This is a genomic window from Stenotrophomonas sp. GW821-FHT01H02A (genome assembly GCF_059422145.1).
Window position 1 is genome coordinate 1 of sequence record NZ_JBWKWI010000001.1, and the last position, 17,615, is coordinate 17,615.

Sequence of the window (17,615 nt, forward strand, 5' to 3'; positions counted from 1 at the left end):
GAAAACCCCGCTGCTCACGCAGCGGGGTTTTCTTTTATTGCAGGCACCTGGTTTTTGCAGGTATCTGTTTCTCGGAAGAGACCTCTGCTGAGCTGGCGCATTGCGCTGCTCCAACCGTCTCCCTGGTGAAATTAGCGCTGTGGCACCACCCGATCCCATCCCGAACTCGGAAGTGAAACGCAGCTGCGCCGATGGTAGTGTGGCCTAAGCCATGCGAGAGTAGGTCATCGCCAGGGTTTACACCCCAAAACCCCGCTGCTCACGCAGCGGGGTTTTTTTTCTTCTCTCAACGGACGGAGAGCCTCTGATCTAGAGTCCCTAAGCAGACGCGCATGGTCGTGCGCGTACGGCGGCTACGTCCGGTTGGGCGGGTGTAGTTTGGGTAGTTCTGCGTTTTGGGAATGGGGGCGTCTCCGCTTGCATCTTCCGCGAGCGTAAGGGCCCCGTAGCGACCGGCAGGCCCCTCGGCAAATGTCCCCCGGGCGCCGCCTGACGGCGACGCCCTCCTCCTTGATTTTGCCCAGGCGCCTACCGGCCGCTACGAGGCTTCGCGTGCTGTGTGCGAACTGACCAGATCAATCCCACCGCCCGGCCAACCCAGTCGCCGCAGCGCTCGGAAAGCTGCCGCACTTCATGTTCGCCACGCGGAGAGGAAAAGACCCAAAAAAAACAGCGCCCCGAAAGGCGCCGTTTTCATGAAACAGAGATCACATCACCGCAACCAACCGCTCAGTGCGCAGACTCCGCGGCCGGTGCCTCAGCGCCCTTGCCCTTCATCATCGCATCGCGGGCCGCCTTGAACGGATTGCCTTCGTACCAGTTCGGCCAACGATCGCCGCCGGCCAGTTCCTTGCCAACCCCGTACAGCAGCTGCAGGTCCTCGACCGTGCCATCCAGCTTCCAGGTGGCCGGATCGTACTCATCCTTCGGGCCGTGGTAGCGATTGCTGCCGTAGTCTTCAGCGGCCTTGCGACCAGCCTCCACCCCACCCTCGCGCAGATCCTCACCCCCGTCGGCATACAGCGCCGGCACGCCTGCCTTGGCGAAGTTGAAGTGATCCGAACGGAAGTAGAAGCCGCTCTGCACCGCGGTCTCGCCGTGGAGGGTACGGCCCTGGTTCGCCGCCAGCGGCTTGAGGATGTCTTCCAGCTCGGAACTGCCGAAGCCGGTCACGGTCATGTCCTTGGCACGCCCGGCCACCGACATCGCATCGATGTTGATCACGCCGGCGATCTTGTCCAGCGGGAACGTCGGGTGGCTGACGTAGTACTTCGAGCCCAGCAGGCCGGATTCTTCCAGCGTCACCGCCAGGAACACCACGGACCGCTCCGGTGCCGGCTGCTGGTGCGCCATCGCGTCGGCCACTTCCAGGATGCCGGCCACGCCGGTCGCGTTGTCGACGGCACCGTTGTAGATGTTGTCGCCCTGCTCACCCTCGTGCTTGCCCAGGTGATCCCAGTGCGCCATGTACAGCACCGCCTCATCGGCACGCTTGCTGCCCGGCAGGACGCCGACCACGTTGCGCGACTTCTTCTCGGCGATGGTGCTCTTCAGGTCGAAGGACACCTTGGCCTTCAGCGGGACCGGCTTGAAGCCGCGCTTGCTGGCGTCCTTGTAGGCCTTGTCCAGGTCCAGGCCGGCCTCGGCGAACAGCTTGCGCGCGGCCTCGGCGCTCAACCAGCCCTGTGCGGGCAGGCGCGCTTCCGGGTCATCCTTGGCCGGCAGGTCGTACTGCGGGCCGGCCCACGAGTTCTTGACCACGTCCCACCCGTAGGACGCACCGGCGGTGTCGTGCACGATCAGCGCGGCAGCAGCGCCCTTGCGCGCGGCTTCTTCGAATTTGTACGTCCAGCGCCCGTAATAGGTCATGCGCTTGCCGTCGAACAGCTTCTCGTCATTGACGTGGAAGCCGGGGTCGTTGACGAACATCACGACCGTCTTGCCCTTCCAGTCCTGGCCGGCATAGTCGTTCCACTTCTGCTCCGGTGCGTCCACGCCGTAGCCGACGAACACCAGATCGCTGTCCTGGACCTTCACTTCCGGCTGGCCGCTGCGGGTGCCGATCACCATGTCGGTGCCGAACGCCAGCTCGCGGGTCTTGCCCGCCTGGTCCAGCTTGAGCACGGTCGACTCGTCGGCGGTGGTCTCGGTCATCGCCACGTCCTGGAACCAGCTGTCGCCGTTGCCCGGCTGCAGGCCGATGCGCTGCATCTGGTCGCGGATGTAATTGACGGTCAGCTCTTCGCCTTTGCTGCCGGGCGAGCGGCCTTCGAACTCATCCGAGGCCAGGGTCTTGACCAGCTCGGCGAAGTCGCCGGCGTTGATCTCGGGCGAGAACGCGTGGCCCGGTGCGGTCGGCGCCGCGTCGGTGGCGGGCGCCGTGGTGGGCGCGGTGGATTCGCCCTTGCACGCGGTCAGCGCAGCGGCAGCGGCAAGGCACAACAGAAGTTTGCGGGGCATCATCGGTTCCTGGAACGGGAAAGGCGGGTGCGCGCGGCACCAGCAGCCACAATATCAATCCTGCGGCGCGGTGTCGGTATCGAAGGGCACGGCCACGGCGCCGCTGACGGGGCCGATGCGGGCAGTGCGGTGCACATACAGGGTCACCTCACGCTCGAACTGCAGCGAGCCATTGACCGACGCATTCGGCCCGATGATCACGCGCGGCTTGCGCCCCGGGGTCAGCGACAGATTGAAATTCGGCTTCTTGACCTCGATCCCGCCCTCGACCTGCGAGCCCACGCCAACGGTGATGTCGCCGTTGACGGTTTCGATGCTGCGCGCCACCCGCGTTTCGACCAGCCCGATGCTGCCGTTGACCGTTTCCAGGCCACCGTCGATCTGGGTACCGCGATCCAGGAAGATGCCGCCGTTGACCGTGTCCACGCCGCCACTGGCGATCACTTCGCGCCCGACCCGGACGCTGCCATTGACCGTGGAAATACCACCGGTGCGCGCGCGATCGGCCACGCGGATGCCGCCGTTGACGGTTTCGATGCGACCGGTGACGGCGCTTTCGGCAACCTTGATGCCGCCGTTGACCGTCTCCAGATTGCCGTAGCTCTGGCCGGCCTCGGCTGAGATGCTGCCGTTGACCTTGCTGATGTTGTCGCTCGCCAAGGCCGGCGCACAGGGCAGCGCCAGGGCCAGCAGCAGCGGAAGCAGGGAGCGTTTCATGGGAACCTCGATGGTGGAGCGCGGCTGGCAGGCCGCCTGCAGGAATGTCACCATGCATCGTTGCAATCCGCATCTGCCTGAAGTCACTGGAAAGCCCTTGCGCCACAACGCCTTTTCCTCACGCCGGGATAACAATCCGACCGATGGACGCGGTCGCACGCAGTGGCTGACTCCGGCGTTGCGTGCGCTGCTGCTGGCGGTGGCCGTGCTCGGCGCCAGTCCGCTGGCCGCACAATCCTCCAAGGAAGCCGAGCGCAAGCTGCAGAAGCTGCGCAGCGAGCTCAAGGGCGTGGCCCAGGAACGGCGGAATCTGGAAGGCCAGCGCGGACAGGCATCGCGCCAGCTGCGCGAAGCCGATGAGAAAGTGGCCCGCACCGGACGCGTGCTGGCGCAGACCGAAACCGCACTGCAGCGCGAAACCCGCGCCATGGCCGACCTCCAGGCCAAGCGCGATGCGCTGCAGGCCGGGCTGGAGCAGCAACGGGCGGAGCTGGCCTCGCTGCTGCGCGCGGCCTACCGCATCGGCAACAATGCACCGCTGAAGCTGCTGCTGTCGCAGGACCGGGTCGCCGATGCGAACCGCAGCCTGGCCTACCACCGCTACCTGCAGCGCGAGCGCGCGCAGCGGATCCAGTCGCTGACGGCCGATCTCACCGAACTGCAGCGCGTGGAGACGGAGATCGTCGAGCGGCGCAAGGCACTGGAAGGCACCCGCCAGCAGCAGAAGCAGCAGGTCGCCACGCTGGCCGATGACCGCCGCGAGCGGGCTGCCACGGTGGCCACGCTTGATGAGCGCTACAAGGACCGCAGCGAACGCGAGAAGGCGCTGGGCCAGGACGCCAAAGCGCTGGAAACCCTGCTGGCCAACCTGCGTGCCGCGGCTGCGCGTGCCGAAGCCGAACGCCGCGCCGCCGCGCGTCGCGCTGCCGCGGAAAAGGCGGCCGCCGAGAAGGCCGAACGCGCTGCTGCCGCGAGTGGTACGCGCCCGCCGCCGCGTGCGACCAAGACGCCGCCTGCGGTCGCGTCCGCGCCGGCCCCGAAGGTGGGTGGCCTGGGCTGGCCGTTGTCCGGCAATCTGCTCGCCCGCTATGGCGGCAAGCTGCCCGATGGCCGCACCAGCAGTGGCGTGCTGATCGGCGCACCGGCCGGCAGTACGATCACTGCCGTCGCCGATGGCACCGTGGTGTTCTCCGACTGGATGACCGGCTACGGCATGATCCTGATCGTCGACCACGGCAACGGCTACATGAGCCTGTACGCCCACAACGACACCCTGCTGCGCGATGCCGGCGCCACGGTGAAGAAGGGCGAAGCCGTGGCCAAGGTCGGCAACTCGGGTGGGCAGGGCGTGACCGCGCTGTACTTCGAGCTGCGCCGCAACGGCCAGCCGGTCGACCCGGGCAGCTGGCTGCAGCGGCGATAAACCGCGCCCAACACCGGCGCTCCGCCAGGCGCGGGATTCAACGGGAATTTATCGTCGCTTCGCGCATAATCGGGCGACGCACCCTGGTGCGTGGATCAACCGTCCCCTGCTCATCCTGGAGTGCTTCATGCGCGTAGCCCGTTCCGCCACCTTGCTGCTGGCCCTGTTGCCCGCGGTGTCCTGGGCGCAGCAGACCGCCGAAGCGCCGGCACGCGGGGCCGATGCGGCCACGACGGAAGAGGCGGTGACCTCACGGGTTCCGCTGGAAGAGATCCGCCGCTACGTGGCGGTCTACAACGCAGTACGCGCCGCCTACGTCGACCCGGTCGACGACAAGAAGCTGATGCAGTCCGCGATCCGCGGCCTGCTGCTGGACCTGGATCCGCACAGCACCTATTTCGACAAGGAAGACGCCGAGGCCTTCGATGAGCAGGCCAACGGTGCCTACGACGGCATCGGCGTGGAGCTGCAGCAGCAGCCCGACAACAGCAGCCTGAAAGTGATCTCGCCGATCGACGACACCCCGGCTGCACGCGCGGGCATCCTCGCCGGCGATCTGATCATCGCCATCGACGGCAAGCCGATCAGCGCGATCGAGGCCACCGAACCGCTGCGTGGCGCGGCCGGCACCAAGGTCGTGCTGACCCTGGTACGCGACGGCAAGCCCAAGCCGTTCGATGTCACCGTCACCCGCGAGACCATCCGCGTGACCAGCGTGCGCAGCAAGATGCTCGAGCCCGGTTATGGCTACATCCGCCTGAGCACCTTCCAGGCCGACACCGGCGCCGACTTCCAGAAGCATGTCGCCCAGCTGCAGCAGCAGGCCGGTGGCAAGCTCAAGGGGCTGGTGCTGGATCTGCGCAGCAACCCGGGCGGCCTGCTCACGGCAGCCGTGCAGGTCGCCGATGATCTGCTCGAGAAGGGCAACATCGTCAGCACCCGTGGCCGCATCTCGATCAGTGATGCGCGTTTCGATGCCACCCCGGGCGATCTGCTCAAGGGCGCCCCGGTCGTGGTGCTGGCCGACGCCGGCTCGGCCAGCGCGTCCGAAGTGCTGGCCGGTGCCCTGCGCGACAACGGCCGCGCGCGCGTGGTCGGCAGCCGCACCTTCGGCAAGGGCTCGGTACAGACCGTGCTGCCGCTGGACAACGGCGATTCGGTCAAGCTCACCACCGCGCGGTATTTCACCCCGAGCGGCAAGTCCATCCAGGCCACCGGCATCATCCCGGACGTCCTGCTGCAGCCGGAAAAGCGTGCCGGTGATGATGACCTCCCGGCCAGCCTGACCGACTACAGCGAAGCCACGCTGCCCGGCCACCTGCGCGGTGACGAAGAAGGCACCGAAGGTTACAAGGCTGGTGACGTGCTGCCCGGCGATGGCCCGATCAACGAGGCGCTGGCGGAGTTGAAGCAGCCCGGCTCGGTGCTGGCCAGGCAGAAGGCGGACGCGGCGAAGAAGCCGGCGCCCAAGCCGGCAGCGGCAGCGATCAAGCCGACCGAGGCAACGCCGGCCGGCGCTAAGCCGTCAGAGACGAAGCCGGCTGAAACAAAGCCGACCGAAACAAAGCCCACCGGGCAGCCTGCGGCTGCGCCGGCCACGCCCGCGCCGGCCAAACCCGAGGCACCCGCCTCGACAGTGCCGATCAAGCCCTGACCGGCAGTGCCGGCCGCCGGCCGGTGCTGCATGACCCCACCGTGCGTGGCGCCGGCCAGCGGCCGGCACTACCACCAGGCGACGGCTGTTCTCTAGAACCCGTGCCGCTTGCGCAGCCGCCGCGCGATCGCCGCACGCACATACACACCGTAGCCCAGGCCGAACACGAAGCCGGCGATGTGCGCCCACCAGGCGACCATGCCGAAGGTCGGGCCGATGTAGGCGAACACCACCTGCAGCGCTGCCCATACCCCGATCAGCAGATAGGCCGGGGCGCGCACGAATTCCAGGAACAGGCCCAGTGGAATCACCACGCCCAGCCGCGCGCCCGGGAACAGCGCCAGGTAGGCACCGATCAGCGCCGACACCGCGCCGCTGGCACCGATGATGATCTGGTCCGGGCTGCCCATGGTGTAGATCGCGGTCAGGTTGGAGATCGCCCCGCCGACCAGGAACAGCAGCATCAGCCGCCATGGCCCCAGCACGCGCTCGGCCGGCAGCCCGAAGATCAACAGGAACACCAGGTTGCCCAGCAGATGCGACCAGTCCGCATGCAGGAACAGCGCGGTGAACAGCCGCAGCACGCTGCCATCCTGCAGGGTCGCCCACCAGTCCAGGGGATGGGTCAGGCCGGTCGACAATGCACCCCAGTCCATCCACAGGCTGCGCCGGGCGTCGTCCGGCCGCGAGATCGACCACAGGAAGGCGACCCATAGCGCAGCGAACAGCAGGGGGGTGGCCCAGCGGTAGGCGGCTTTCTTGCGGGAGGGGGTCGACACGAACATGCGGCACTAGCCTAGCGCGGAGCCCAGCCTGACGGGGATATGTCGCGTTCAGCATGAATAGCCACCGACACGAGCCACGTTATTGTTTCATTAACCGCTCTCGGTATACTCGCATACGGCGTCGTATGTCGGGAGGGGAATCCGGCGCGTTGTCCTGACCCGTCAAGGGAAGGGAAAACGCAGGCGCGCGTAGCCAAAACATGACCGCTATCCGGAGAGAACCAACAATGCATACCGCTTCCATGCTTGCCCGCGTCACCGCCCTGGCTGTCGGCATTGCCGGCGTCCTGGCCGTCGGCCATGTCCACGCCGCCGCCTTCCAGCTCAAGGAAAACAGCGCCAAGGGCCTCGGCCGCGCCTTCGCCGGTTCCGGCAGCGCCGCCGGCGATGCCTCCATCATGGCCGTCAACCCGGCCGGCATGCGCCAGCTCGAAGGCATGCAGGTCCAGGGCGACCTGAGCGCCATCAGCTTCTCGGCCAAGTTCAACGGCACCGGCCGCAAGCCGACCGGCCAGCCGCAGACCGGCGGTAACGGCGGCGACGCCGGCATGATCGCGCCGGTCCCGGCCGCGTACTTCCACATGCCGATCGGCGAAAAGGCGCACTTCGGCGTCTCGCTGACCGCACCCTTCGGCTTCAAGACCGATTACGACAATGGCTGGGTCGGCCGCTACAGCGGTCTGAAGACCGACATGAAGGCCATCGACCTGGGCTTCGCCGCCTCCTATGACGTCAACCCGTACGTGTCCTTCGGCGCGTCCGTGTTCGTCGAGCACCTGACCATCGAGCTGAGCAACCAGATCGACTTCGGCACCGCGCTGGCCCAGTCCCGCGTGCCGGGCTTCGCCCCGGGCAGTGCCGATGGCAAGCTGACTGTCGAAGGCGACAACAATGCCGTGGGCTGGACCGTCGGTGGCTTGTTCAGCCCCGATGAGAACACCCACATCGGCATCAGCTACCGTTCCAAGGTCGAGCACAAGATCACCGGCGGCGACGCCACCTTCGACGTGCCGTCCAACGCCGCTGCCGTGCTGGCCGTGGCCCAGCCGGGTCGCTTCGTGAGCACCTCGGGCAAGGCCACCCTGACCCTGCCGGCCTCGGCCACCCTGAGCGTCACGCACAACGTCAACGACCGCTGGACCGTGATGGGTGATGTGACCCGCACCGCCTGGTCGACCGCGTTCGACCAGGTCACCATCGACTTCGCTTCGGCGCAGCCCGATTCGGTGCTCGAGTTCGGCTACCGCGACACGACCTTCGTCTCGCTGGGTACCGACTACAAGCTGAGCGACACCGTGACCCTGCGTGGCGGTATCGCGCTGGACCAGACCCCGACCACCAACGCACACCGCGATGTGCGCGTGCCGGATACCAGCCGCAAGTGGCTGTCGCTGGGCGTGGGCTGGACCCCGTCGGCGAACACCGAATACAACTTCGGTTACACCCACCTGTTCACCAAGGATCCGGACGTGATCATCGGTGGCACCACCAACAACCAGGGCAACTCGCTCAACGGCAAGTACAAGGTCCGTGGCGACGTGCTGGCCGCATCGTTCAACTACAAGTTCTGATCGACGCAGCGCTGATCGGTTGAACGCAGCAGCAGAAAACCCCGCGAAAGCGGGGTTTTTTGTTGCCTGCCGCCACCGCGCGCAGGGTCAGCGCAACTGCCGCGGGGTCGCGTTGAGGCGCTTGCGCATCAGCCGGCGCAATGCAGTGGGATCGCGATAGCCCACGCGTTCGGCCACGGTTTCCACCGAGTAACGGCTGTTCTCCAGCAGTGCGCGCGCCTGGTTCAACTGCACGCTGCGGATCAGGTGCAGCGGCCCTTGCCCGGTCGCCCTGCTCACCTGCCGCGACAAGGTGCGGGTGGACATCCCGGCGTGCACGGCGAGCGCGCCGACACTGACCGTGGCCGGCAACGTGGCTTCGATATGCGCGGTGAGCGAGGCAATCAGTGCACTGCCCTGCGCCATCATCGCCGGGACCATGAAGGGGGATTGCAGCTGCCGGCGATCCAGCAGCAATGCCCGCGCCACCGCATCGGGCAGGACCGGCCCGAAGCGCTGCCGCAGCAGGTACAGCATCAGATCGGTATGCCCGAGCGCTGCCCCCGCGGTGATCACCGGGGTGTCGTCGATCACCATGCGGTCCGGATCGACCTGGCAGTCAGGAGCCTGTCGCTGCAGTGCGCCGGCCAGCCACCAGGTGGTGGTCACGCTGCGCCCGGCCAGCAGTCCCGCGTCGTGCAGCAGGAACACGGACGCACACGAGGCTGCGACACACCCGCCCGCCGCCACGTGCGCGCGCAGCGCCCGCCGTACGCCCGGGATGTCCGGTTCGCGCAGGCGCTGCGCGATGGCCTCCGGATCCTCCACGCCCAGCCCGGGCACGATCCAGCAGGACTGCGGGTTGGCGGCGCGCGGCAGCGGTTGGGCACGCAGCTGCAGATGCGTGCCCAGCCGGACAGCGCCCCGGGCGGGGCTGCAGACCTGCCAGCGCGGTACTGGCAGGCCCAGTCGCGGCGCCAGCGTGGCGGCCGTGGTGAGGATGTCCAGGGTCAGCGCAACGCTGGAGGCGAATGCGCCCGGCAGGACGATGACGGTGAAATCATGCATTGGCTGATTGTGCACGAAAGATGTCGGATCGGCCGATGTTGCCGCGTGTGGCGTTCGGCTCCAATGGAGACCCCGCCTGCGGCGCGCGAGGCGCACCCGCGAACGGCGCAGCCATTGCACCGCAACCGCGCAGCGCGTCGGCCTGATCGTCGGCTGTCCCTGCCGAAGAGGAGAACGCCATGCCCCCATTGTCCGGTTCCTGCCACTGCGGCAAGGTGCGCTTCGAGGTTGAGGCCACGTCCGCGCCTGTGTTCGAGTGCACCTGTTCGCTGTGTCACCGCCGCGGTGCAGTGTGGCAGCTGGTGGACGCCACGCAGTTCCGCCTGCTCGAGGGCGAGGCGGATCTGTCGACGTATCGCTTCGGCACGCGGACGGCGGCGCACTTCTTCTGCCGTCACTGCGGCGCGGGACCCTTCAGTCATCCGCGCATCGCGCCGGATAAATGGGTGGTCAACCTGCGTTGCGTGGAGGGCGTGGATCTGTCCACGCAGGTGATCCAGTGTTTCGACGGACGGCACTGGGAGCAGGCCGTCGCGGCGCTGAGGGGGACGCGAGGTTCAAGGTAACGAGCAGGCCACCATCACGACGTACAATCCCCGCCCGGATGGCGCCCCTGCCGTCCCGTGCTTACTGACAAGGATCTGTATATGTCGTCTCTGCTGCTGCGCTCCTCGCTTGCTCTCGGTCTGGTCAGCCTCGCGCTGCCGGCCCTGGCGGCACCGGATTTTGCGGCCTGCTTTACCCTGACCCCGGGCGTGTCATGGTCCAACAGTGATGAAACGCTGACCACGGAAAAGGCCACCTTCGCCGGCCAGGATGCGATCAAGGTGAGCAGCGCCGGCGGTGGCGTTGGCACGGCCAGCTACTACGATGCCAGCGGGCGCCAGCTCCTCGGCCAGGAGCGCCTCGGCATTTCCGCCTGGGGTGGCGACGGCTCCAGGCCGGTGATGACCGACATCTTCAAGCCTGCGCCGACGTTCCCGCAGAGCGCCAAGCCCGGCGATCGGTTCGAGGTCAACGGCAAGGGCGAGCGCACGAACCATGTCGAAGAGACGGTCGAGCCGATCGACTACGACGGCTTCTCCGATTACACCTTCGTCGGCTTCGAAGATCTGGAGACGGACATCGGCTACCAGCCCCGGACCTTCAAGGACACCTGCCACGTCACGGCGACCTTTGAAGACAACCGTATCGAGGCCTGGTACGCCGCCGGCTTCGGCCGCATCAAGTTCGAGCGCTACCTGGGCAACGAACTGCTGATGCGCGATGAGATCGAGTCCATCGAAGAGTGATGCCCACAAAAAACCCCGCTTTCGCGGGGGTTTTTCGTTCAACGCACGCGCGCTGGAATCAGTCGCCCAGCGTCAGCAGCGAGGCATTGCCGCCGGCCGCCGTGGTGTTCACGGTGACGGTCTTTTCGGTGGCGAAGCGCAGCAGGTAGTGCGGGCCGCCGGCCTTCGGGCCGGTACCGGACAGGCCCTGGCCGCCGAACGGCTGCACGCCGACCACCGCACCGATCTGGTTGCGGTTGACGTACACGTTGCCGACGTTGATGCGCGAGGAAATGCGGTCGACGGTTTCGTCGATGCGCGAATGCACGCCCAGGGTCAGGCCGTAGCCGGTGGCGTTGATCTGGTCGATCACCGCATCAAGCTGATCGCCCTTCCAGCGGATCACGTGCAGCACCGGCCCGAAGATTTCCTTGTGCAGCTGGTCCAGGTTCTTCAGCTCGTAAGCGCGCGGGGCGAAGAAGGTGCCGTGTGCCGCTTCGTCGCTGAGCGTGGCAGCGGCGATCAGGCGTGCTTCCTTCTCCATGCGCACGGCATGGTCCTTGAGGATCTGCAGCGCATCGGCATCGATCACCGGGCCGACGTCGGTGGAGAGCAGACCCGGGTCACCGACCTTCAGCTCGGCCATCGCGCCGGACAGCATGGTCATCACCTTGTCGGCGATGTCGTCCTGCACGAACAGCACGCGCGCGGCCGAGCAGCGCTGGCCGGCGGAGGTGAAGGCCGACCCGATCGCGTCCTTGACCAGCTGCTCCGGCAGCGCCGAGGAGTCGGCGATGAAGGCGTTCTGGCCGCCGGTTTCGGCGATCAGCACACCGATCGCGGCGTCGCGTGCGGCCATTGCACGGTTGATCGCACGGGCGGTGTCGGTCGAGCCGGTGAAGGCCACGCCGGCCACGCGCGGGTCGGCGGTCAGCGCGGCGCCAACGGTCGCACCGTCGCCCGGCAGGAACTGCAGCACGCCTTCCGGCACGCCGGCGTCGAGCAGCAGCTTCACCGCGTAGTAACCGATCAGATTGGTCTGCTCGGCCGGCTTGGCGATCACGCTGTTGCCGGCCGCCAGTGCGGCGCTGACCTGGCCCAGGAAGATCGCCAGCGGGAAGTTCCACGGGCTGATGCAGACGAACACGCCGCGGCCATGCAGCTGCAGTTCGTTGGATTCGCCGGTCGGGCTCGGCAGCTTCTCGGCATGGCCGAACTGCTCGCGTGCCTGCTTGGCGTAGTAGCGCAGGAAGTCGACCGCTTCGCGCACTTCGGCGATGCCGTCGGGCAGGCTCTTGCCGGCTTCCTTGACGCACAGCGCCATGAACTCCGGCAGGCGTGCTTCCAGCTGGTCGGCAGCGTGCTCGAGGATGGCGGCGCGGCTGGCGGCCGGGGTGCGGTTCCAGGCCGGCTGCGCGGCTACGGCATTGGCCAGGGCCTTTTCCACGGTGGCGCTGTCGGCCGGCTGCCACTGGCCGACGACCTGGCGGGTGTCGGACGGGTTGGTCACGTTCAACAGCGCAGCGGTCGGGTTGGCACCCGGCACCAGCGGCGCGGCATGCCACGGCTTCACGGCCGCGTTGAGCTGCTCGGCCAGAGCGCGCAGATCGTTGTCGTTGGCGAGATTGACGCCCATGGAGTTCTTCCTGTCATGGTTCTGGCTGCGCAGCAGATCGACCGGCAGCGGGATTTTCGGATGCGGGATGGATGCGAACGAGGAGACCACTTCAACCGGATCGCGGATCAGGTCGTCGATGGCCACGTTCTCATCGGTGATGCGGTTGACGAAGCTGGAGTTGGCGCCGTTCTCGAGCAGGCGACGCACCAGGTACGGCAGCAGGTCTTCATGCGAACCGACCGGCGCGTACACGCGGCACGGTACGTTCAGGCGGTCGGCCGGTACCACTTCGGCATACAGGTCATCGCCCATGCCGTGCAGCTTCTGGTGCTCGTACTGGCCGCCCTTGGCGATCGCCTGCACGGCCGCGATGGTGTGCGCGTTGTGCGTGGCGAACATCGGGTAGATCGCATCGCTGTGCGTGAACAGCCGCTTGGCGCAGGCCAGGTAGGACACGTCGGTGTTCTGCTTGCGGGTGAACACCGGGTAGGCCGGCAGACCGTCGATCTGCGCGCGCTTGATCTCCGCATCCCAGTAAGCGCCCTTGACCAGGCGCACCTGCAGGCGACGACCGATGCGGCGGGCCAGATCGGCCAGGTAGTCGATCGTGTACGGGGTACGCTTCTGGTACGACTGCACGACCACGCCGAAGCCTTCCCAGCCGGCGAGCGAGGCATCGCTGACCACCGTCTCGATGATGTCCAGCGACAGTTCCAGGCGGTCGGTTTCTTCGGCGTCGACGGTGCAGCCGATGCCATAGGACTTGGCCAGCTGCGCCAGTTCCAGCACGCCCGGGACCAGGTCGGCCATCACGCGTGCGCGCTTGGCATGCTCGTAGCGCGGGTACAGCGCGGAGAGCTTGATCGAGATGCCCGGGGCCGAATTGACATCGCCGTCCGGGCGGCCGCCGCGGGCCTTGTGGTCACCGCCGATCGAGTGGATCGCGCGACGGTAGTCTTCCAGGTAACGCTTGGCGTCCTTCATGGTCAGCGCGCCTTCGCCGAGCATGTCGAACGAATAGCGGTAGCTGGCGTTGTCGCCCTTGTGCGAGCGCGGCAACGCTTCGTCGATGGTGCGGCCCATGACGAACTGGTGGCCCATGATCTTCATCGCCTGGCGCACGGCCAGGCGGATCACCGGCTCACCCACGCGGCCGATCAGGCGCTTGAACGCGCCCGGCACATCGGCGCGGGTGGCATCGTTGATCTGGACCAGGCGGCCGGTCAGCATCAGGCCCCAGGTGGAGGCGTTGACCAGCACCGAGTCGCTGCCGCCCATGTGCTTTTTCCAGTCGGCATCGCCGAGCTTGTCGCGGATCAGCTTGTCGGCGGTCTCCTGGTCCGGAATGCGCAGCAGCGCTTCGGCCACGCACATCAGCAGCACGCCTTCCTCGCTGCCCAGATCGTACTGGCGCATGAAGGCCTCGATCGCGCCCTGGTCCTGGGCACGCACGCGCACGCGCTTGACCAGGTCGGCAGCGGTGGCCTGCACCCTGGCCTGCTCGGCGGCGGGCAGGCGTGCCTGCTCCAGCAGCTCGCGCACGTGGGTGGCCTCGTCCTTCAACCAGGTATCGGTGATCGCCTGGCGGAACGTGTTGGGAACAGCCGGCAGCTCGGGGGACAGCAGCGGCGGGCGGGCGGCGCCGGACGATGCCGGGGCAGGGGGAAGGACAGAAGATGCAGTCATGCCGGTCGGCTCGTGGAGAACTTGACCATTTTAATCGTTTTTTGGGCGAGTCAAGCGCTTTTCGTGGCCCTCGGTATCAAGCGCATAGCCTTTCATACAGGGGGATTCGGCGGAATCGACCCGGCTTCTATTTATTGTGCTGATTTCGTCAAAACGGCCGACGCGCGTGATGCTGTATTGCAACATTCCTGAAACTGTGAATGGACCCTTGCTACTCGCTGGAGAGCAGGGCTACCATCGAGACGTTTCCCGCGGCAGGAAAAACGCGGTTGCGACATGATCGAGGTGCTCATCGCTCCGGACGGATCAGGGACGCAACTGCGGCTGCGTCCCCCACGGGCGCTCGATGCCCGGCAGTTCGTCCTGTTGTTTGCGGTATTGGCGGGGGTGATGTGGCTGGCGGCCGGCCTGGGCTGGTTCACCGGCAACGTGTTCGCCCCCGTGTTTGCTCTGCTGTACAGCGCGTTGCTGGCAGCGGCGCTGCGCACGGTGTGGCGCAGTGGAGAACGGCAGGAAGAGATCCGGGTAGTGCCGGCGTGCGTGGAAGTGATTCCCGCACCCGGGCATTCGCCGGTGTTCAGCGCCCACCCGCACTGGGTGAGGCTGATCGCCGACGAACGCAGAGTCCGGCTGGCATCCAGCGGTAGGCAGGTGGACGTGGGGAGTTTCCTCGCACCGGCCGAACGCCAGGTACTGGCTCAGAAACTAGAAGGCTTGCTCGCGGCCAATGACGGCCGCAACCGACGACGCTAAGGGTCTAGGCAATGAAGCAATGCAGAAAGTGGGGCAGGACGTTCGGGAAATCAGTGTTGAGCGGGGCCGCGCTGCTGGCGCCGGCCATGGCGTGGGCCCAGGCGGCCGACCCCAAACCGTGGCAATTGAACATGGGCAAGGGGGTGACCCAGAGCTCGCGGTTGGCGTGGGAGTCCAACCTGTTCTCGCTGTGGGTCTGTACCGTGATCGGGGTGCTGGTGTTCGGCGCGCTGTTCTACGCGATCTTCAAGTTCCGCAAATCCAAGGGCGCCGTCGCCGCCACCTTCAGCCACAACACCAAGGCCGAGGTCATCTGGACGGTGATCCCGGTGATCATCCTGGTGGTGATGGCCTGGCCGGCCACGGCCAATCTGATCAAGTTCTACGACACCCGCGATTCGGAAATGACCGTCAAGGTCACCGGCTACCAGTGGATGTGGAAGTACGAATACCTCGGCGAGAACGTCAGCTTCACCAGCCGCCTGGACCGTGAGTCCGACCGTGTCCGCCAGAGTGGCGTGGTGCCGACCCGCGACAGCCATCCGCATTACCTGCTGGATGTCGACAACCGCCTGGTGCTGCCGGTCGATACCAAGGTGCGCTTCGTGATCACCTCCGACGACGTCATCCACGCGTGGTGGGTGCCGGCGCTGGGCTGGAAGCAGGATGCGATTCCCGGCTTCATCAACGAGGCCTGGACCAACATCGAGCAGCCCGGCGTGTACCGCGGTCAGTGCGCCGAACTGTGTGGCAAGGATCACGGCTTCATGCCGATCGTGGTCGAGGCGGTCTCCAAGGAGGACTACCAGAAATGGCTGGCCTCCAAGAAGCCTGCGCCGGCCCCTGTACCGGAGGCGGCCCCGGCCCCTGCGCCGACTGCGCCGGCCGAAGCGGCTCCGGCACCGGCCAGCGAACCTGCCGCTGCAGCAACAGACAGCAACGCCTGAAATCGAGCCGCGCCCGCCAGCCGGCGGATGCGGGTACCACCGGATACAGTGAGGTGTAGTTGCGATGGCGCATTCCGCAGTTGACCACGACGGGCATCACGGGCATCAGCAGGGGTTCTTCGAGCGTTGGTTCTTCTCGACCAACCACAAGGACATCGGCACGCTCTACCTGCTTTTCAGCTTCATCATGTTCATCATCGGCGCGGCGATGAGCGTGATCATCCGCGCTGAACTGGCGCAACCGGGCCTGCAGTTCGTCAAGCCCGAGTTCTTCAACCAGATGACCACCGTGCATGCGCTGGTGATGATCTTCGGTGGCGTGATGCCGGCCTTCGTCGGCCTGGCCAACTGGATGATCCCGCTGCAGATCGGCGCGCCGGACATGGCGCTGCCGCGCATGAACAACTGGTCGTTCTGGCTGCTGCCGGTGGCCTTCAGCCTGCTGCTGCTGACCCTGTTCCTGCCCGGCGGCGCACCGGCCGGTGGCTGGACGTTGTATCCGCCGCTGTCGCTGCAGGGCGGCTACAACGTCGCCTTCAGCGTGTTCGCCATCCACGTGGCCGGCATCAGCTCGATCATGGGCGCGATCAACATCATCGCCACCGTGCTCAACATGCGCGCCCCCGGCATCGATCTGCTGAAGATGCCGATCTTCTGCTGGGCCTGGCTGATCACCGCCTTCCTGCTGATCGCGGTGATGCCGGTGCTCGCCGGCGCGGTGACGATGCTGCTCACCGACAAGTTCTTCGGCACCAGCTTCTTCAATGCCGCCGGTGGCGGTGACCCGGTGATGTACCAGCACATCTTCTGGTTCTTCGGGCACCCGGAGGTCTACATCATGATCCTGCCGGCGTTCGGCGTGGTCAGCGAGATCATCCCCACCTTCAGCCGCAAGCCGCTGTTCGGTTACCAGGCCATGGTCTACGCGATCGCCGCGATCGCCTTCCTGTCCTTCATCGTCTGGGCCCACCACATGTTCACCGTGGGCATGCCGCTGGGTGGCGAAATCTACTTCATGTTCGCCACGATGCTCATCTCCATCCCGACCGGGGTGAAGGTGTTCAACTGGGTCAGCACCATGTGGCGCGGCTCGCTCACGTTCGAAGCGCCGATGCTGTGGGCAGTGGCCTTCGTGATCCTGTTCACCATCGGCGGCTTCTCCGGCCTGATGCTGGCCATCGTGGTGGCCGACTTCCAGTACCACGACACCTACTTCGTGGTCGCGCACTTCCACTACGTGCTGGTCACTGGCGCGGTGTTCGGGCTGATCGCCGCGGTGTACTACTGGTGGCCCAAGTGGACCGGCCGCATGTACAGCGAGACCTGGGCCAAGGTGCACTTCTGGTGGTCGATCGTGTTCGTGAACCTGCTGTTCTTCCCGCAGCACTTCCTCGGCCTGGCCGGCATGCCGCGGCGTATCCCGGATTACAGCGTGGCTTTCGCCGACTGGAACCTGATCAGCTCGATCGGCGCCTTCGGCATGTTCGCCACGCCCTTCATGATGGCCGCGATCCTGTGGCACTCGCTGCGCCACGGCGCGAAGGCCGCCGACCGCTGCTGGGAAGGCGCGCGTGGCCTGGAGTGGACGATTCCCTCGCCCGCACCGGCGCATACCTTCACCACGCCGCCGACCATCCGTCCGGGTGATCTGGCCCATGACGACATCACCCATTGAGGCCGCTC

The 17,615-nt window shown here is 66.5% G+C and carries 13 protein-coding genes and 1 rRNA gene; 9 read left to right on the forward strand and 5 right to left on the reverse strand.

The annotated features are described in order from the left end of the window. Window positions 1–121: 121 nt before the first annotated feature. Window positions 122–236: ribosomal RNA gene (rrf, locus tag AC07WC_RS00005) — 5S ribosomal RNA — on the forward strand. 493 nt (window positions 237–729) lie between these two features. Here rrf and AC07WC_RS00010 read toward each other — a convergent pair. Then, entirely contained in the window at window positions 730–2,460 is a 1,731-nt protein-coding gene (locus AC07WC_RS00010) for a M28 family metallopeptidase (protein ID WP_495208231.1), read from the reverse strand. Window positions 2,461–2,514: 54 nt separating this feature from the next. After that, complete coding sequence (locus AC07WC_RS00015; protein ID WP_495208232.1) at window positions 2,515–3,177, reverse strand: hypothetical protein; 663 nt, start codon at window positions 3,175–3,177, stop codon at window positions 2,515–2,517. Between the two features lie 97 nt (window positions 3,178–3,274). On the opposite strand from AC07WC_RS00015, the gene AC07WC_RS00020 reads away from it, so the two are divergent. Both AC07WC_RS00020 and AC07WC_RS00025 read left to right on the forward strand, forming a co-directional pair. Further along, window positions 3,275–4,600: a murein hydrolase activator EnvC family protein gene (locus tag AC07WC_RS00020; protein ID WP_495208233.1), complete on the forward strand. Its 1,326-nt coding sequence runs from the start codon at window positions 3,275–3,277 to the stop codon at window positions 4,598–4,600. 127 nt (window positions 4,601–4,727) lie between these two features. Then, the gene (locus AC07WC_RS00025; protein ID WP_495208234.1) at window positions 4,728–6,254 is read left to right on the forward strand and encodes a S41 family peptidase; all 1,527 of its coding nucleotides are present in this window, start codon (window positions 4,728–4,730) and stop codon (window positions 6,252–6,254) included. 92 nt (window positions 6,255–6,346) lie between these two features. Here AC07WC_RS00025 and AC07WC_RS00030 read toward each other — a convergent pair whose 3' ends face one another. Continuing rightward, on the reverse strand, window positions 6,347–7,039 hold the full coding sequence (locus AC07WC_RS00030) for a rhomboid family intramembrane serine protease (RefSeq protein ID WP_019186003.1): 693 nt from the start codon (window positions 7,037–7,039) through the stop codon (window positions 6,347–6,349). 227 nt (window positions 7,040–7,266) lie between these two features. On the opposite strand from AC07WC_RS00030, the gene AC07WC_RS00035 reads away from it, so the two are divergent. Then, window positions 7,267–8,610, forward strand: coding sequence for an outer membrane protein transport protein (locus AC07WC_RS00035; protein ID WP_495208235.1), 1,344 nt, complete (start codon window positions 7,267–7,269; stop codon window positions 8,608–8,610). 87 nt (window positions 8,611–8,697) lie between these two features. Here AC07WC_RS00035 and AC07WC_RS00040 read toward each other — a convergent pair whose 3' ends face one another. Beyond that, window positions 8,698–9,657 (reverse strand): GlxA family transcriptional regulator, encoded by a 960-nt coding sequence (locus tag AC07WC_RS00040; protein WP_495208236.1) that lies wholly within the window; start codon window positions 9,655–9,657, stop codon window positions 8,698–8,700. A 179-nt stretch (window positions 9,658–9,836) separates the two neighbouring features. Here AC07WC_RS00040 and AC07WC_RS00045 point away from each other — a divergent pair, with 179 nt between their 5' ends. Together AC07WC_RS00045 and AC07WC_RS00050 are read left to right on the forward strand one after the other, a co-directional pair. Beyond that, the gene (locus AC07WC_RS00045) at window positions 9,837–10,223 is read left to right on the forward strand and encodes a GFA family protein (protein WP_495208237.1); all 387 of its coding nucleotides are present in this window, start codon (window positions 9,837–9,839) and stop codon (window positions 10,221–10,223) included. 81 nt (window positions 10,224–10,304) lie between these two features. Next, complete coding sequence (locus tag AC07WC_RS00050; protein WP_495208238.1) at window positions 10,305–10,949, forward strand: hypothetical protein; 645 nt, start codon at window positions 10,305–10,307, stop codon at window positions 10,947–10,949. Window positions 10,950–11,007: 58 nt separating this feature from the next. On the opposite strand, the gene putA is transcribed toward AC07WC_RS00050, so the two are convergent. After that, on the reverse strand, window positions 11,008–14,232 hold the full coding sequence (gene putA / locus AC07WC_RS00055; RefSeq protein ID WP_495208239.1) for a bifunctional proline dehydrogenase/L-glutamate gamma-semialdehyde dehydrogenase PutA: 3,225 nt from the start codon (window positions 14,230–14,232) through the stop codon (window positions 11,008–11,010). Between the two features lie 276 nt (window positions 14,233–14,508). Here putA and AC07WC_RS00060 point away from each other — a divergent pair, with 276 nt between their 5' ends. The 3 genes from AC07WC_RS00060 (at window position 14,509) to ctaD (ending at window position 17,607) form a co-directional block, all read left to right on the forward strand. Then, on the forward strand, window positions 14,509–14,985 hold the full coding sequence (locus AC07WC_RS00060; RefSeq protein WP_495208240.1) for a DUF2244 domain-containing protein: 477 nt from the start codon (window positions 14,509–14,511) through the stop codon (window positions 14,983–14,985). A gap of 11 nt (window positions 14,986–14,996) precedes the next feature. After that, window positions 14,997–15,932 carry a cytochrome c oxidase subunit II gene (coxB, locus tag AC07WC_RS00065; protein ID WP_495208241.1) on the forward strand — a complete coding sequence of 312 codons (936 nt, stop codon included), beginning with the start codon at window positions 14,997–14,999 and terminating at the stop codon, window positions 15,930–15,932. A gap of 64 nt (window positions 15,933–15,996) precedes the next feature. Beyond that, window positions 15,997–17,607 (forward strand): cytochrome c oxidase subunit I, encoded by a 1,611-nt coding sequence (gene ctaD / locus AC07WC_RS00070; protein ID WP_495208242.1) that lies wholly within the window; start codon window positions 15,997–15,999, stop codon window positions 17,605–17,607. Window positions 17,608–17,615: the final 8 nt, after the last annotated feature.

Excerpts from the sequence above, each read along its gene's own strand:
- putA (WP_495208239.1), bottom strand. The coding sequence starts at position 14,232 with ATGACTGCATCTTCTGTCCTTCCCCCTGCCCCGGCATCGTCCGGCGCC.
- AC07WC_RS00035 (WP_495208235.1), top strand. The coding sequence starts at position 7,267 with ATGCATACCGCTTCCATGCTTGCCCGCGTCACCGCCCTGGCTGTCGGC.
- AC07WC_RS00010 (WP_495208231.1), bottom strand. The coding sequence starts at position 2,460 with ATGCCCCGCAAACTTCTGTTGTGCCTTGCCGCTGCCGCTGCGCTGACC.
- ctaD (WP_495208242.1), top strand. The coding sequence starts at position 15,997 with ATGGCGCATTCCGCAGTTGACCACGACGGGCATCACGGGCATCAGCAG.
- AC07WC_RS00015 (WP_495208232.1), bottom strand. The coding sequence starts at position 3,177 with ATGAAACGCTCCCTGCTTCCGCTGCTGCTGGCCCTGGCGCTGCCCTGT.
- AC07WC_RS00045 (WP_495208237.1), top strand. The coding sequence starts at position 9,837 with ATGCCCCCATTGTCCGGTTCCTGCCACTGCGGCAAGGTGCGCTTCGAG.
- AC07WC_RS00050 (WP_495208238.1), top strand. The coding sequence starts at position 10,305 with ATGTCGTCTCTGCTGCTGCGCTCCTCGCTTGCTCTCGGTCTGGTCAGC.
- AC07WC_RS00040 (WP_495208236.1), bottom strand. The coding sequence starts at position 9,657 with ATGCATGATTTCACCGTCATCGTCCTGCCGGGCGCATTCGCCTCCAGC.
- AC07WC_RS00025 (WP_495208234.1), top strand. The coding sequence starts at position 4,728 with ATGCGCGTAGCCCGTTCCGCCACCTTGCTGCTGGCCCTGTTGCCCGCG.
- AC07WC_RS00030 (WP_019186003.1), bottom strand. The coding sequence starts at position 7,039 with ATGTTCGTGTCGACCCCCTCCCGCAAGAAAGCCGCCTACCGCTGGGCC.
- AC07WC_RS00060 (WP_495208240.1), top strand. The coding sequence starts at position 14,509 with ATGATCGAGGTGCTCATCGCTCCGGACGGATCAGGGACGCAACTGCGG.
- coxB (WP_495208241.1), top strand. The coding sequence starts at position 14,997 with ATGAAGCAATGCAGAAAGTGGGGCAGGACGTTCGGGAAATCAGTGTTG.